Genomic DNA, 14558 nt, shown 5'->3' with positions numbered 1-14558 from the left:
CAAAAAAGCCCCGCGATCGCTCGCGGGGCTTTTTCGTTTGGAGGCAGGGAGCGCGGAAGCGTCCCTACGACGCAGCATGAGGCGCCAGGCCAAGGCGCAAGGGCACAGACAGTGGCAGCGCCACGGCAAGCCCTTGCAACGCCGGCATGGCGTCTCAGGCAAGGAGCACTTACATGCCCATGCCGCCCATGCCGCCCATGTCCCCCATGCCGCCAGGCATGCCACCCGCAGGGGCTTCGTCCTTCGGGGACTCAGCCACCATGCACTCGGTCGTCAGCATCAGGCTGGAGACCGAAGCGGCGTTTTGCAGGGCGGTGCGGGTCACCTTGGTGGGGTCCAGGATACCCATTTCGATCATGTCGCCATAGGTGTCGTTGGCGGCGTTGAAGCCGTAGTTGCCCTTGCCAGCCAGGATGGCGTTGACCACCACCGAAGGCTCGCCACCAGCGTTGGCCACGATTTCGCGCAGAGGGGCTTCGATGGCCTTGAGCACCAGCTTGATGCCGGCGTCCTGGTCGGCGTTGTCACCCTTGATGGTGCCAGCGGCCTGACGGGCGCGCAGCAGGGCCACGCCACCACCGGCCACGATGCCTTCTTCCACCGCAGCGCGCGTAGCGTGCAGGGCGTCTTCCACGCGGGCCTTCTTTTCCTTCATCTCGACCTCGGTGGCAGCGCCGACCTTGATCACGGCCACGCCGCCGGCCAGCTTGGCCACGCGTTCCTGCAGCTTCTCGCGGTCGTAGTCGCTGGTGGCTTCCTCGATCTGCACGCGAACCTGCTTCACACGGGCTTCGATGTCAGCGGCAGCGCCGGCGCCGTCGATGATGGTGGTGTTTTCCTTGCCGATTTCCACGCGCTTGGCCTGGCCCAGGTCGGCCAGGGTCACCTTCTCGAGCGTCAGGCCCACTTCTTCGGCGATGACCTTGCCGCCGGTCAGAATGGCGATGTCTTCCAGCATGGCCTTGCGGCGGTCGCCGAAGCCAGGTGCCTTGACGGCCACGACCTTCAGGATGCCGCGGATGGTGTTGACCACCAGGGTCGCCAGGGCTTCGCCCTCGACGTCTTCCGCGATGATCAGCAGCGGACGACCGGCCTTGGCGACTTGCTCCAGCGTGGGCAGCAGATCACGGATGTTGGAAACCTTCTTGTCGTACAGCAGCACGAAGGGGTTGTCCAGCAGCGCCGATTGCTTCTCGGGGTTGTTGATGAAGTAGGGCGACAGGTAGCCACGGTCGAACTGCATGCCTTCGACGACGTCGAGTTCGTTCTGCAGCGACTTGCCGTCTTCCACGGTGATCACGCCTTCCTTGCCGACCTTGTCCATCGCGTTGGCGATGATCTCGCCGATGGAGGAGTCGCTGTTGGCGGAGATGGAGCCGACCTGGGCGATTTCCTTGCTGGTCGTGGTGGCCTTGGAGGCCTTCTTGAGCTGCTCGATCAGGGCTTCCACAGCCTTGTCGATGCCGCGCTTGAGGTCCATCGGGTTCATGCCGGCGGCCACGTACTTCATGCCTTCGCGCACGATGGCCTGGGCCAGCACGGTGGCGGTGGTGGTGCCGTCACCGGCGTTGTCAGAGGTCTTGGAAGCGACTTCCTTGACCATCTGCGCGCCCATGTTCTGGAGCTTGTCCTTGAGTTCGATCTCCTTGGCCACGGACACGCCGTCCTTGGTCACGGTGGGGGCGCCGAAAGAGCGCTCCAGCACCACGTTGCGGCCCTTGGGACCCAGGGTCACCTTGACCGCATTGGCCAGGATGTTCACGCCTTCAACCATGCGTGCGCGGGCTTCGCCGCCGAAAATGACGTCTTTTGCTGCCATGTTGATTTCTCCGGAATATTAAAAAGTTAATCAGTTGAGGACAGGGCGACCGGGCGCGCGGCGCGTCGGTCGGTCAGTCCCGCAAAATCACTTGGACTCGACCACGGCGAACAGATCGTCTTCCTTCATGACGAGCAGTTCGTTGCCGTCAACCTTGACGGTCTGGCCGCTGTACTTGCCGAACAGCACGCGGTCACCGACCTTGACGTTCATGGCGGACAGTTCGCCTTTGTCGTTTTTCTTGCCGGGACCAACGGCCAGGATCTCGCCCTGGTCGGGCTTCTCGGCGGCCGCGTCGGGGATGACGATGCCGGAGGCGGTCTTGGTTTCGCTGTCAATGCGCTTGACGATCACGCGATCGGCGAGAGGACGAAGGTTCATTGCATCTCCTGGGAATGGAACGGATGGGGTTGTTCAGAACGGTGGCGTCCACCGGGTCTGGTGGACGGGTACCGCAGATCGACTTGGACCGAGTGTTAGCACTCAAGTCCAGCGAGTGCTAATCATAAGGGCGCCACAGGCCGTTTTCAAGATTCCGCCGCTTTATTTGTGCCGTGGACTCGCCGCAAGCGCACGCGAGACCTGCTTCTAGAATACCCACCGGGGTACCAGCTGCGAATCCAAGACCATCCCGGGCTGCGCAGGGACGATGCCCGTTTCAAGGGGGATGGTGGTGCGTCTTCGCGAGCTGGAAGTCCCGTTGCTGGGGGTGTTGACGGTGGTGCTGGTGGTGTGGACCGCCCGCACCCATTCGTGGCTGACGCTCGTGCTGGTGCTGGCCTCGCTGGCCATGTGCTGGGCCTGCCTCTGGTCGGCCGCAGTGCTGCTGGGCCGGCGTCGCGCCCGCGCGATGGCCGCGCTCGGCCTTGGCTTGGGCTGGGTTGCAGAGCAGATGGGGTCGTCGCACGGGTGGTTCTTTGGCCGCTACACCTACACCGAGGTGCTGGGGCCGCGGCTGGGCGATGTGCCGCTGGCCATTCCGCTGATGTGGTTCGCCTTGTGTCTGGTGGGCTACGTCATGGCCAACCTGATTCTCTGGCGACAACCCGTTCACCCCCGACCGAGCCTGGGGCAGGGCGCGCTTGTTGCCTGGCTGGCGGCCATGATCGTGACCGCGTTCGACCTTGGCGCCGATCCTTATTTCGTCTATGTGCTCAAGGCCTGGGTGATGGAGAAGCCGAACGGGGGCTGGTTCGGCGAGACGCTGCAGGGCTTCGTCGGCTGGATGTTTGTGGCGTTCACGATCATCTCGGTTTTCCTGGCCTGGGCCGCGCCCACCCGCTTGCCCGCTGCAGGGACCCCGGTGCGCTGGGCCGCCGGGCTGCCGCTGGGCATTTACGCCAGTGCCCTGGTGTTCCAGTTGGTGTGGGGCTATCCGATCGAGATCCGCGCGGTGGCCTTTTTTGCCATGGGCATGCCCATGCTGGTGGCCGCTGTGGCCTGGTGGCGCTGGGTGCCCGCTGCGCGGACCCCCGAGCCATTGCCCGCAGTCGGCGGCGCTCCGCTGGCGCCCTGGGAGCGCGAAGCCGACCCGCTGGCCGACCGCGCCGTGGCGGCGCTGATGGGGCCGAGGGCCTCCGACGGAGGCTGGAGCGTCGATGCACAGGCGCGGCTGGCCCAAGTCAACCGGCTCATGGCCGGCTGGGACCACAACGGCGATCTGGCCGCCTGGGGCAAGGCGGGAACGCCGCAGGATGCGCCGGAGGTGGCCGCTCTGCGCCACTATGTGGCTCAGGGCCATGCACTGCCCGATTGGACTGACGCGGCCCAAGTGGCACGGGCCGAGGCGATCTTCATGGAGCAGGGCCCGCTGTCGTGCACGCTGCTGTTCTGCGCGAGCCTGCCGTCCTGCTACGTCATGCCTCACCTGGCGGAAGTGCTGCACATCTCGGGCCAGCTGGAAGAGCACACCGAGCAGCGCATCCGCCAGACCGCCGCGATGGTGTTTCCCGTCATGATGCGCGGCGGCCTGACCGACCCCGAGGGCGCGGGCGTGGCCCAGGTGCTCAAGGTTCGGCTCATTCATGCCACGATCCGGCACCTGATCCTGCGCGGCGAGCCCGGCGCCGCGAGCGGCCGCATTGCGTCCACGCGCGATGCGGCGGCCCCGGCAAGGGGCATGCACGATGCCCTGGCATCGCATGGCTGGGACGTGGACCGGCAGGGTCTGCCGTGCAACCAGCTCGAACTGGCCTACACGCTGCTCACCTTCAGCTACGTGTTCCTGCGCGGCATGCGCACCATGGGGTTGGGTCTGCCCCGGGCCGATGAAGAGGCCTATCTGCACGCGTGGAACGTGATGGGCCATGTGCTGGGCGTGCGACGCGAGCTGATGGCCGACACCATGGACGAAGCCGCCGCCTTGTTCGAGCGGCTGCGGGCGCAGGTGTGCGACGCACCGGTGGTGCCTCCCGACGTTCGCCCGGCCTTGGGCCGCGCGCTCATGGCCACGATGAGGCGCAGCATCGCACTGCCGGTGGTTCGTGGCATTCCCGTGCCCCTCACGCGCTGGCTGTTGGGCGCGCGCGATGCGCGCGCCGTCGGTGTCGACGCCCATGTTGGCTGGGCCACGCGCCTGCTGTTCGACGCGGGTCGGCTGGTGCTGCGCGCGCTCGACACCTTGGTGCGGTGGGTGGTGCCTGGCTTCTCGCTGTCGCGCCTGCTGGTGCGCGTGGTCGGCTACCACTTCCTGACGCGCTTCCTGCTCGACCAGACCCGCCCACTGGCGCTGCCCGAGCGCCTGCTCGATCCCATGGCCCGCACCGTGGCCGGCTGGAGCGACGACCCGGCCGCGCCCGGCTGGCTCAGCCGTCTGGAAGACCGGCTGACCACGCACGGCCCCTGGCGGTCCGTGAGCCCGCCGGGGGCCGTTCGGTCCGGTTCCGACCCCCGTGTGTCCCGCGAGAGTGCATGACGCCGTACACAAACACTTACGATTCGGCCATGGATTCACTTCACATCTCTGGGCGCCCGAAGGCGCGGGCGGCGGGCCGTTCCACGCGCGCGACGGTCCTGCTGCCGCTGTTGTGGCTCTTGTTTGCCGGCTGGCTGCTGCTGGGCCCGCGCCCAGCGGCGGCTGCGCCGGTGGAAACCGACGTCACCCTGCAGGCCCGGCACTGGATCGACCCGTCCGGTACGCGGGAGATCGAGGACGTGGCGGCGCTGACACCAGACCCCTTCGAGACAACGGACGACTACCGCAGTTTCGAGCTCGGCAAGGGCGCGCTGTGGCTGCGGCTGGAACTGCCGCCGCGCGACGCCAGCCAGCGCTGGTACCTCATGCTCACCGCCGCCGCGTTCACCAACCGGGCCACGCTGTACATGAGTGCGGCGGACGGGCGCTGGTCGCGGCAGCAGGCCGGCGACCACCTGCCCGTTGCACAGTGGAGCCACCCGGACCAGACGCCGGTGTTCCTGCTCGATCCGCAGGCCACGGGCCCAGTCTGGCTGCGCCTGGAGAACACGCCGGCGCCGATGAGCCCGCGCCTGGCCTTGCTGAGCGAGACACAACTGCAGCAAAAGCGCTACTGGACGTTCCTGATGGTCGGCGGCTACCTGGGCTTCGGGCTGCTGGTGCTGTTCCTGGGCTGGGTGCATGCGCGGCTGTACGGCGATCGCGCGTTCGTGGCGTACTGTTGCTACGTGGTCAGCATGCTGGGATTCCAGGCCGCATTCACAGGCATCGGGGGTCTGTTCTTCTGGGGGCACTGGGCCTGGTGGAACGACGCGGCCCCGGCTGTCTTCATGCTGTGGCTCACCGGTTCGGGCATCTGGTTCGTGCGCGAAGCCTGCGCGATACCGCGCCATCACCGGGGGCTGGACCGCTTCGTGCTCGCCTGGTCGCTGTTTGGCCTGGTCTACCCTGTGCTCTACCTGCTCCTGCTCAACCGCCCGGCCTTCCTGGTGCTCAACCTTTATGGCCTGCTGTCGGTGCTGCTGAGCTTCTTCCTGTGCATCTGGGCCTGGCGCCGTGGCGAAACTTACGCCGGCTGGCTGGCGTTGGGATTCCTGCCGGTGCACCTGAGCTACCCGTTTCCGGCGCTGCGCAGTGCGGGCGTTTTGCCCGATGGGTGGGCCACGCAGTACGCGCTGCTGATTGGATCGGCGATCGAGATTCCCCTGTTGCTTTACATCCTGCACCGCCGCGCCCAGGAGTTCAACGAGAACCGTGCACGCATGCGGGCGATCGAGAGCACCGATCCCCTGACGGGCCTGACCATCGCGCCCGTGCTCAAGCTGCGGCTGCGCGACGCCTTGCGCCGCGCAAGGCGCTACGGTCATCAGTGCGGGCTGGTGCTGGTGGACCTGTCCAACCATGGCGACATCGTGGGGCGCGAGGGACGTGAAGCCGGTGATCGGGCCCTGGTGGTGGCGGCGTCCCGCCTGTCGATGGTGGTGCGCGATGTCGACACGGTCTGCCGCATCGCGGACACCCGCTTTGCCATGCTGGTCGAAGGGCCGGAAGATCTCAGGCTGCTGGGCCAGCACATCGTGGCCAAGGGGCTGGAGCGTGTACCACTTCTGCCGAGTGACGTGGCGCTGCGTTTCCGTCTGGTTTCGCTGGCGCTTCCGCTCGAGCGCGAAGATGAAACCGACGATGTGCAACTGCTCGCCCACCTTCAGCGCGCGCTTGATCAGCTGGCGGACGATCCGCGCAAGGTGGTGATGCACCTGCCTCAGGCAGCCCCTGCGTAGTCGGGTTTCGCCTTGACCGGCCCTCAGAAATGGGCCAGGTAGCCACCATCGACCACCAGCACCTGACCGCTGATGTAGCTCGCCGCGGGCGAGGCCAGGAACACCGCTGCGCCGCCTATCTCGTCGGGCTGGCCCCAGCGGCCGAGCGAGCTGCGCTGGCGCAACCATGCCGCCGTGGACGCGTCCTCCACCATGCCGGCGTTGGTGTCGGTGGCGAAATAGCCCGGCGCGATGGCATTGACGTTGACGCCGTGCGGGCCCAGTTCGGCCGCCAGCGCGCGCGTGAGCGCCTCCAGCGCGCCCTTGCTGGTGGTGTAGGCGGCATCGCCGGCGCGCGCAATCGGCCCGGCGATGGACGTCACATTGATGATGCGTCCGAACCCCTGGGCGCGCATGGGGCGCGCGGCCTCCCTGCACAGGTGCCAGGCGGAGACGAGGTTGGCCTCCAGCAGCTCGCGCAGGGACGATGCAGGCAGCTCGTCCATCGGCAAGCGCCGGCGCTGGCCGACGTTGTTCACCAGGATGTCGAGTCTGCCGCTCGTGGCAAGCACCTGCTGCACCGCGGCGCTGGCCGCCGCTTCATCGGTGACATCGAAAGGCAAAGCGTGCGCCGCACCACCCGTGGCCTGCCCCGCCGCCTGGGCCTGGTCGACCGCTTGGGTCAGACCCTGCGCATCGCGCCCGTTGAGCCAGACACTGGCCCCGTGCGAGGCCAGCGCGCAGGCCATGGCCAGGCCCAGCCCACGGCCTGCGCCAGTGACCAGGGCCACATGGCCTTGCAGGGAAAACAGCGGGGAGGGCGTCGGGGCAAAGTGCACCGCGTGATTATCGGCGCGCCCCGCCAGGTCCTTGTCAGGCCGGGAGCTCGGCCAGTGACGACTCGGGGAACGCCATCTCGGGATTTGCGCCGTCGAACGGCAGCGTGAAGTAGAAGGTGCAGCCTTCGCCGGGCGCCGTCTCCGACCAGATGCGGCCGCCATGGCGTTCGATGATGCGTTGCGACAGCGCCAGGCCGGTGCCCGTGCCCTCGAAGTCCATCGAGTGGTGCTGGCGCTGGAACATCACGAACAGATTGTGTGCCTTCTCCAGATCGAAGCCGACACCGTTATCGGCAACGAAGAAGGTGCGTCCGCCCACCGGGTTGACCTTCCAGCCCACCTCGATGCGCGCCACGTCGCGCGTGCGGGTGTATTTCACCGCGTTGTCCAGCAGGTTGCCCAGGGCCTGGGCCAGCAGCATGGCGTCTCCTCGCACCACGGGCAGGTCTTCCTCGACCACCCACTCGATGCGGCGGTCCGGGTTCTCCTGCTTGAGATGGGCCATCACCCCATGCAGCAGCGGCGCCATTGGCACGGGCTGCGCGGTGATGGTCACGCGCCCGAGCCGCGCGTATTCCAGCAGACCTTCGATCATCAGGCTCATGCGTTTGGCCGCCTTGGCGATCGAGTTCTGGTACTGCAGCGCCAGCGTGTCTCCGGACTCGCCCATCTGCTCCTGCAACAGGCTCACGAAGCTGGCAATGTGGCGCAGCGGCGCGCGCAGGTCGTGCGAGACCATGTGCGAGAACACGTCGAGGTCCTTGTTGGCGGCCACGAGCTGCTGTGTGCGCTCGGCCACGCGCTTCTCCAGTTCCCGGTTGAGGTCGTTCATCACGTCCTCCAGGCTCTTGGCCGCGGTCATGTCGCGCGTGATGCTGGAGAGACCCTGCAGCTCGCCCGACTCGTTGCGCAGCGCGGTGAGCACGGTGTGCGCCCAGAAGCGCGAGCCGTCCTCGCGCAGCCGCCAGCCGCGCGTCTCCCATTGGCCGTGGGCCTTGGCCAGGCGCAACACCTGTCCCGGATCGACCTCGTCCTCGCCGGCGTTGTCACCGGCCAGCAGCACCTCGTACGAACGGCCCATGATCTGCGAGCGGGTATGGCCGTGCAGGCGCTGTGCACTCTCGGTCCATTCGGTGATGCCGCCGTTCTCGTCGACAAAGTAGATGCAGTAGTCCTGGATCGCGTCCACCATGAGGCGGTAGCGCTGCTCGCTGGCGAACAGCTCGGCGGAGCGTTCACGCACGCGCTGTTCCAGGTCCTGGTTGGCGTGCAGCACGAACTCCTCCGTGCGGCGGCGCTCGGTGATGTCGTGCAGTTCGATGAAGATGCCTTCAACAGCGCCGTTCTGGAAGTCGGGGATGTAGTGGATTTCGAAGTAGTTGCGCAGGCCGTCCGCGCCCAGGCGCTCGGCCTCGAACGTCTGGGTCTGCCCCGAGAGCGCCTGCGCCACGCGCGGCAGGATGTCGGGCAGGATTTCCGGGCGCACCACCTGGCTCAGCGGAGAGCCCACCATTTCCGCCGGCGTCTTGCCATAGCGGGCGGCGTGCGCCTGGTTGGCGAAGCGGCAGATCAGGTTCTTGTCGTAATAGGCCAGGCGCGCGGGAATGCGGTCGGTGATGCTCAGCAGCAGGCTGTCCGCCGTGGCCGGTGGCGTGTCCACGCTGGCGTGCTCGCCCGGTAGCGTCAGGACCGCGCTGCCGTGGAGGAAGTGGCCCTCGGCGTCAAACACGGGCGTGGAGGCCATGCGAACGCGAAACGCCCTGCCGTCCGGGCGCAGCATCTCCAGCTCTACCGGATCACAGTGGCCACTCTGGCGCAGCGATTCCACGTGCGTGTTCAGCGCGTCCCGCCAGGCGGGCGCGACCAGCTCGCTGAGGTGCTGCGGGGCGTCCGTGCGGCCCAGCCAGCCGCGCAGGGTCTGGTTCACGTGCACACAGCGTTGCTCCGCGTCGAAGGTGATCAGGCCACAGGGGGCCTGGTCGCTCAGCGCGCGCGCGCTGTTCAACGCGTTCTGGAGTTCTTGCGTCCGCAGGGCCAGCAACTGCTCCACATCCAGTGCGGCGGCGTCCATCCCGTCGGGGCAGATAGAGGTGTCCATGGTTCGTGGCTCCAGGTCGTTGCAGTGCAAACCAGAAAATGGCTTGTACTCCCATATCGGACACGTTGGCAAAAAATTCAGCCCCGTGCAACCACGGAATCTTGTGCGGGTAAGGAAAAAGCGTCAAAAAAAGCCCCGAGGCCGGGGCGGCGGGGCTTGTTGGTTCATATTCACCGCGGCGCAGCGCGGCGGTCGGCCTACTTGATGCCGGCTGCGGCGCGCAATGCGGCCGCCTTGTCGGTGCGCTCCCAGGTGAACTCGGGCTCTTCGCGGCCGAAGTGGCCGTAGGCGGCTGTCTTGGTGTAGATCGGGCGCAGCAGGTCGAGCATCTGGATGATGCCCTTGGGACGCAGGTCGAAGTGTTCGTTGACCAGCGCGGCGATCTGCTCATCGGGAATCACGCCAGTGCCCTCGGTATAGACCGTCACGTTCATGGGCCGGGCCACGCCGATGGCATAGGCCACCTGGATCTGGCATTGCTTGGCCAGGCCGGCGGCCACGATGTTCTTGGCCACGTAGCGTGCGGCGTAGGCGGCCGAGCGGTCGACCTTGGACGGGTCCTTGCCGGAGAACGCGCCACCGCCGTGCGGGCAGGCGCCGCCGTAGGTGTCCACGATGATCTTGCGACCGGTCAGGCCGCAATCGCCCTGTGGGCCGCCAATGACGAAACGGCCGGTCGGGTTGATCAGGTACTTGGTGTCCTTGAGCCACTCCTTGGGCAGCACCGGCTTGATGATCTCTTCGATGATGGCTTCGTTGAACGACGCCTTCATCTTGGTTGCGGTCTCGCTCTGGTCGGGTGAGTGCTGGGTGGAGAGCACCACGGTGTCGATGCTGTGCGGCTTGCCGTCCACATAGCGCATCGTCACCTGGCTCTTGGCGTCGGGGCGCAGGAAGGGCAGGCGCCCGTCCTTGCGCAACTGCGCCTGGCGCTCGACGAGGCGGTGCGCGTAGTAGATCGGCGCGGGCATCAGCTCGGGCGTCTCGTCGCAGGCGTAGCCGAACATCAGGCCCTGGTCGCCGGCGCCGGTGTTGAGGTGGTCGTCGGAGGCGTGGTCCACACCCTGGGCGATGTCGTTGGACTGCTTGTCATAGCAGACCATGACCGCGCAGCCCTTGTAGTCGATGCCGTACTCGGTGTTGTCGTAGCCGATGCGCTTGATGGTGTCGCGTGCGACCTGGATGTAGTCGACGTGCGCATTGGTGGTGATCTCGCCAGCCAGCACCACAAGGCCGGTGTTGGTCAGGGTTTCGGCGGCCACCCGGCTGCGCGGATCCTGCGCAAAGATCGCGTCAAGGATGGCATCGGAAATCTGGTCGGCCACTTTGTCGGGGTGGCCTTCGGAGACGGATTCGGAGGTGAAAAGGAAATCGTTCGCCATGTATAAACTCCACGTTGGTTGATCGGCGTTGCCGGTCTGTCAGAGTTCGGCGAACGCTTTAGCGGTATTTGTGAATCGCCCCGCAATTAGTTCGATAACTCGGCGATGGCGGGATTCTAAATCAAGCCGGCGCGCCCGGCGTTCCCCCTCATTCTTCCCGCGTCCTTCCCTTGGCCCTGCTGATCCACAGTATTTTTCGTGCACTGAGCTGGTTGCCGCTGCCGGTTCTGCACGCCCTGGGCTGGCTGCTGGGTTGGTTGAGCTTCGCACTGTCGGCGCGTTACCGGCGACGCCTCTTCGCGCACGCAGCACAGGCGGGCTATTCGCGTGGTGTGGCACTGGCCTCCGTGGGCGAATCGGGCAAGCTGGTGGCGGAGCTGCCGCGGCTGTGGCTGGGGCGCCCGGCACCCATCGAATGGGCAGGTGCGGAACTCATCGAGGCCGCGCACTCACAGGGTGCGGGGGTCCTGTTCCTCACGCCCCATCTGGGTTGTTTCGAGATCACCGCGCAGGCCTACGCCCACCGTTTCGGGACCGTCCGGCCCATGACCGTGCTGTTCCGTCCCGCGCGCAAGCCCTGGTTGCGCGAACTGGTGGCCAATGCGCGCTCCCGCCCCGGCCTGCAGGCCGCCCCAACGACGTTGTCGGGTGTCAAGCAACTCATGCAGGCACTCAAGGCCGGCCAGTGCGTGGGCCTTTTGCCCGACCAGGTGCCGCCGGCGGGGCTGGGCGTGTGGGCCCCGTTTTTCGGACGCGATGCCTACACCATGACCCTGTCCGCGCGACTGGTCCGCGCGGGCGACGTGCAGATTCTCCTGAGCTGGGGAGAGCGGCTGTCCTGGGGTCGGGGCTATCGCGTCCATGTGCGCTCCTTTGACACCGTGAACGGCGGACCCTTGTCGGTGCAACCCGCCGAGGCCGCCGCACAGATCAACCGCGCCATGGAGGCCCTGGTGCGAGAATGCCCGGCCCAATACCTCTGGTCGTACGACCGGTACAAGACGCCGCAACGGTCGGCCCATTCCCTGCGCTGATGTCTCCCCCGTCCGATCACTCCGAGCCGACGCTGCCTGCCGGCAACCTGGCCAACCGCCTGGGTGTGGCTTTCATGCGCGTGCTGGCGGCATTGCCGCTGTCCTGGGTGCGGGCCCTCGGCTGGTTGCTGGGTCAGTCGCTGCATGCCGTGGCACTGCGCCGGCGGCGCATCGCACGCATCAACTGGGCCCTGTGCTTTCCCGAGAGCACGCAAGCCGAGCGCGACCGTGCCGTGCGCCGTCACTTCGTGTACTTCGCGCAGGCCTGGCTGGACCGCAGCTGGCTCTGGGAAGCGCCACTGGCGACGGTGCGCCAGCGTCTGACGCTCACCGGCGACCTGCAGGCGCTTGCCGGGAATGAACCCACCGTGCTGTTCGCGCCCCATTTCGTGGGCATGGACGCGGGCTGGACAGGGCTCACCGCCCACCTGGAGCGGCGCTTCTGCGGGCTGTACGCCGAGCAACTCAACGCCGATGTGGACCGCTGGATGGCACAGGGACGTCAGCGTTTTGGCCAGCCCCATGTCGTGGGCAAGCGCCAGGGCATCAAGCCGCTGGTGGCGGCCATGCGCCAGGGGCTGCCGCTGTACCTGTTGCCCGACATGGACCACGGCATGCGGGATGCGGCCTTCGTCCCCTTCTTTGGCGTCCAGACCGCCACCCTGATGTCGCTTCCCCGTTTGGCGCGGTTGGGGCGCGCGCGCGTTGTGCCGGTGGTCAGTCGGCTCACGCGCGACGGCTATGAGGTGCGGGTGATGGCGCCCTGGGTCGACTACCCGTCGGATGACGCCGAGGCCGACACGGCGGCGATGAACCGGTACCTCGAAGGCTATATCCGCGAGGCGCCCGAGCAGTATTACTGGGTGCACAAGCGTTTCAAGACACGTCCGGAGAACGAGCCCTCGTTTTACGCGGGTCTGTGAGGGTCCTGCGCAGGGGGCGTCAGAAAGCCACCAAGCAACGAGGCCACCTGGCCAGGCTGCTCATGCACGATCCAGTGCGTTGCGCCGGGCACACGCTCGATGCGCAGATCGTTCACGTAGGTGTCCAGGCCGTCCAGCAGTGCTTCGGGCAGCGCGGTGTCGCCCAGTCCCCAGATGACCAGTGTGGGCACCTTCACGGAGACCCGTTCGCGCGGCAACTGCACCGCTGCTGCACCCGGGTCGTCCGCCGTGGGAGGCCGAAGGGGTGAGGCGGCGTAGTAGGCGCAAGGTCCCGACAGGCCCTGGCGCCACACCGAGCGATAGCGCTCGCGGGTGGCCTCGTCGAGCCAGGCCGTCGGCCCGCTGTCGGCCGCCATGTGGGTGAAGAAGGGCCAGAGACGGGCGAAGTCGTTCTCTGCCAGCAACGCCGCGGCATCGGGTCGGGCCAGGAAATTCATGTACGCGCTGGCGGTCTGCTGCGCAGGTGAGTGCGCCAGTTCGCGCTGGAAGGTCGCCGGGTGCGGTGCATTCACGATCACCAGCTGGCGCATCAGACCGGGTTGCGAGGAGGCCAGACCCCAGGCCAGCGCGCCGCCCCAGTCGTGCGCGATCAGCGCGGCAAGTTGCCCGGGGGATGGGCTGTCCGCCGTGATGGCGCTGATCAGGGCTGCGAGGTCTTGCAGCAGGGGTTTGGCGCGGTAGGCCGACACCTCGGTTGGCGCGCTCGATCGCTCGAAGCCGCGCAGGTTGGGTGCCACGCAGCGGTAGCCACCGTGCTCAGGGCAGGCGAAGTGTTCGAGCAGGGCATCCCAGACGAAGGCGGCCTCGGGGAATCCGTGCAGGAACAACAGCACAGGGCGGCCGGCCTCGCCGGTGGCGCGGCAACTTAACGTGATGCCGTGGGGCAGGGCTTGCTGGAAGGTCTCGATCATGCGGGCTTTTCCTGGCAGAGCCCGCACGGGTTCAATCCAGTGCGGGCGGTTCGTCGTCGGCGGGTGCGGGGGCGTCTGTGGTGGTGGCGCCATGCGTCCAGTCCCAGAGCATCAGCGCCACATCGTCCAGGCCCTGCTTCTTCAGGGCTGAAAAGAGTCTCGCCTCGCCGCCGCCGGACTGCAGTCGCGCAATCGACAGGGCCTTTTGTGACTCGGTGCGGTTGAGCTTGTCGGCTTTGGTCAGCAGGATGAGGAACTTCAATCCCGCGGCCACGCGGGGGCGAATCACGTCCAGCAGGATTTCGTCGAGCTCGGTCAGGCCCAGGCGCGGGTCGATCAGCAGCACCACGCCCTTGAGGTTCTCGCGCGTGAGCAGGTAGTTGCCCATGACGCGCTGCCAGCGCAGCTTGGCCTCGCGCGGCACAGCCGCGTAGCCATAGCCCGGCAGGTCGGCCAGCACCGCGTCGGTGATGCCCTGCTTGCCCAGCGAGAACAGGTTGATGCTCTGTGTGCGCCCGGGCGTCTTGGAAGCGAACGCCAGGCGCTTTTGCTGCGTGAGCGTGTTGATGCAGGTGGACTTGCCCGCGTTGGAGCGACCGACGAAGGCGATCTCGGGCACGTCCAGCGGTGGCAGGAACTCGAGTTGCGGCGCCGTGGTGAGGAAGCGAGCCGTGTGCAGCCAGCCGTGTGCGGCCTTCGGGTCGCGCTTGAAGGGGGAGGGGGATTTTCCAGCTCGGGGTAGCGGGGCTTTGAGGCCCGGGGCGTCCTGGGACGGTGAAGAGGTCGTGGGGGCTGGAGTGGGGCGTTGGGTCATTTGGGGGTTTTCCCGGTGGGGCATTGTAAAATCGATTGGCTTT

At 66.9% G+C, this 14558-nt stretch carries 11 protein-coding genes; 4 read left to right on the top strand and 7 right to left on the bottom strand.

The window, feature by feature from the left end; translation table 11 throughout:
• Nucleotides 1-169: 169 nt before the first annotated feature.
• Complete coding sequence (gene groL / locus AB7P10_RS15385) at nucleotides 170-1819, bottom strand: chaperonin GroEL (protein ID WP_428294725.1); 1650 nt, start codon at nucleotides 1817-1819, stop codon at nucleotides 170-172.
• Between the two features lie 87 nt (nucleotides 1820-1906).
• Nucleotides 1907-2200, bottom strand: a complete 294-nt coding sequence (locus AB7P10_RS15380) for a co-chaperone GroES (RefSeq protein ID WP_305334028.1) — start codon at nucleotides 2198-2200, stop codon at nucleotides 1907-1909.
• Between the two features lie 292 nt (nucleotides 2201-2492).
• On the opposite strand from AB7P10_RS15380, the gene AB7P10_RS15375 reads away from it, so the two are divergent.
• A complete protein-coding gene (locus AB7P10_RS15375) occupies nucleotides 2493-4733 on the top strand; it encodes a carotenoid biosynthesis protein (protein ID WP_428294724.1) in 2241 nt (746 codons plus the stop codon).
• Between the two features lie 29 nt (nucleotides 4734-4762).
• Nucleotides 4763-6514, top strand: coding sequence for a sensor domain-containing diguanylate cyclase (locus AB7P10_RS15370; protein WP_428294723.1), 1752 nt, complete (start codon nucleotides 4763-4765; stop codon nucleotides 6512-6514).
• Nucleotides 6515-6537: 23 nt separating this feature from the next.
• Here the strand turns inward: AB7P10_RS15370 and AB7P10_RS15365 are convergent, their stop codons facing one another.
• From AB7P10_RS15365 to metK, 3 genes are all read right to left on the bottom strand, one after another.
• Nucleotides 6538-7332 (bottom strand): SDR family oxidoreductase, encoded by a 795-nt coding sequence (locus AB7P10_RS15365; RefSeq protein ID WP_428294722.1) that lies wholly within the window; start codon nucleotides 7330-7332, stop codon nucleotides 6538-6540.
• A gap of 34 nt (nucleotides 7333-7366) precedes the next feature.
• Nucleotides 7367-9430 (bottom strand): PAS domain-containing sensor histidine kinase, encoded by a 2064-nt coding sequence (locus tag AB7P10_RS15360; RefSeq protein WP_428294721.1) that lies wholly within the window; start codon nucleotides 9428-9430, stop codon nucleotides 7367-7369.
• Nucleotides 9431-9627: 197 nt separating this feature from the next.
• Complete coding sequence (gene metK / locus AB7P10_RS15355) at nucleotides 9628-10812, bottom strand: methionine adenosyltransferase (RefSeq protein WP_428294720.1); 1185 nt, start codon at nucleotides 10810-10812, stop codon at nucleotides 9628-9630.
• Between the two features lie 170 nt (nucleotides 10813-10982).
• Between metK and AB7P10_RS15350 the strand changes: the two genes are divergently transcribed.
• The gene (locus tag AB7P10_RS15350) at nucleotides 10983-11846 is read left to right on the top strand and encodes a lysophospholipid acyltransferase family protein (RefSeq protein ID WP_428294719.1); all 864 of its coding nucleotides are present in this window, start codon (nucleotides 10983-10985) and stop codon (nucleotides 11844-11846) included.
• On the top strand, nucleotides 11846-12769 hold the full coding sequence (locus AB7P10_RS15345; protein ID WP_428294718.1) for a lysophospholipid acyltransferase family protein: 924 nt from the start codon (nucleotides 11846-11848) through the stop codon (nucleotides 12767-12769). Before AB7P10_RS15350 ends, AB7P10_RS15345 begins: the two co-directional genes overlap by 1 nt.
• On the opposite strand, the gene AB7P10_RS15340 is transcribed toward AB7P10_RS15345, so the two are convergent.
• Together AB7P10_RS15340 and yihA are read right to left on the bottom strand one after the other, a co-directional pair.
• A complete protein-coding gene (locus AB7P10_RS15340) occupies nucleotides 12754-13701 on the bottom strand; it encodes an alpha/beta fold hydrolase (RefSeq protein ID WP_428294717.1) in 948 nt (315 codons plus the stop codon). The two genes, AB7P10_RS15345 and AB7P10_RS15340, sit on opposite strands and share 16 nt — an antisense overlap.
• 31 nt (nucleotides 13702-13732) lie before the next feature.
• Nucleotides 13733-14515, bottom strand: coding sequence for a ribosome biogenesis GTP-binding protein YihA/YsxC (yihA, locus tag AB7P10_RS15335; RefSeq protein ID WP_428294716.1), 783 nt, complete (start codon nucleotides 14513-14515; stop codon nucleotides 13733-13735).
• Nucleotides 14516-14558 lie beyond the last annotated feature (43 nt).

The organism is Hydrogenophaga sp., from assembly GCF_050182545.1.
Lineage (GTDB): Bacteria > Pseudomonadota > Gammaproteobacteria > Burkholderiales > Burkholderiaceae_C > Hydrogenophaga.
The sequence above is the reverse complement of the archived record's forward strand: the minus strand, read 5'-3'. Positions and strand labels throughout refer to the sequence as shown.

What these genes read in the sequence shown, in the direction of transcription:
- groL (WP_428294725.1), bottom strand. Translation starts at nt 1,819, where the DNA reads ATGGCAGCAAAAGACGTCATTTTCGGCGGCGAAGCCCGCGCACGCATG.
- AB7P10_RS15380 (WP_305334028.1), bottom strand. Translation starts at nt 2,200, where the DNA reads ATGAACCTTCGTCCTCTCGCCGATCGCGTGATCGTCAAGCGCATTGAC.
- AB7P10_RS15370 (WP_428294723.1), top strand. Translation starts at nt 4,763, where the DNA reads ATGGATTCACTTCACATCTCTGGGCGCCCGAAGGCGCGGGCGGCGGGC.
- AB7P10_RS15360 (WP_428294721.1), bottom strand. Translation starts at nt 9,430, where the DNA reads ATGGACACCTCTATCTGCCCCGACGGGATGGACGCCGCCGCACTGGAT.
- metK (WP_428294720.1), bottom strand. Translation starts at nt 10,812, where the DNA reads ATGGCGAACGATTTCCTTTTCACCTCCGAATCCGTCTCCGAAGGCCAC.
- AB7P10_RS15345 (WP_428294718.1), top strand. Translation starts at nt 11,846, where the DNA reads ATGTCTCCCCCGTCCGATCACTCCGAGCCGACGCTGCCTGCCGGCAAC.
- AB7P10_RS15340 (WP_428294717.1), bottom strand. Translation starts at nt 13,701, where the DNA reads ATGATCGAGACCTTCCAGCAAGCCCTGCCCCACGGCATCACGTTAAGT.
- yihA (WP_428294716.1), bottom strand. Translation starts at nt 14,515, where the DNA reads ATGACCCAACGCCCCACTCCAGCCCCCACGACCTCTTCACCGTCCCAG.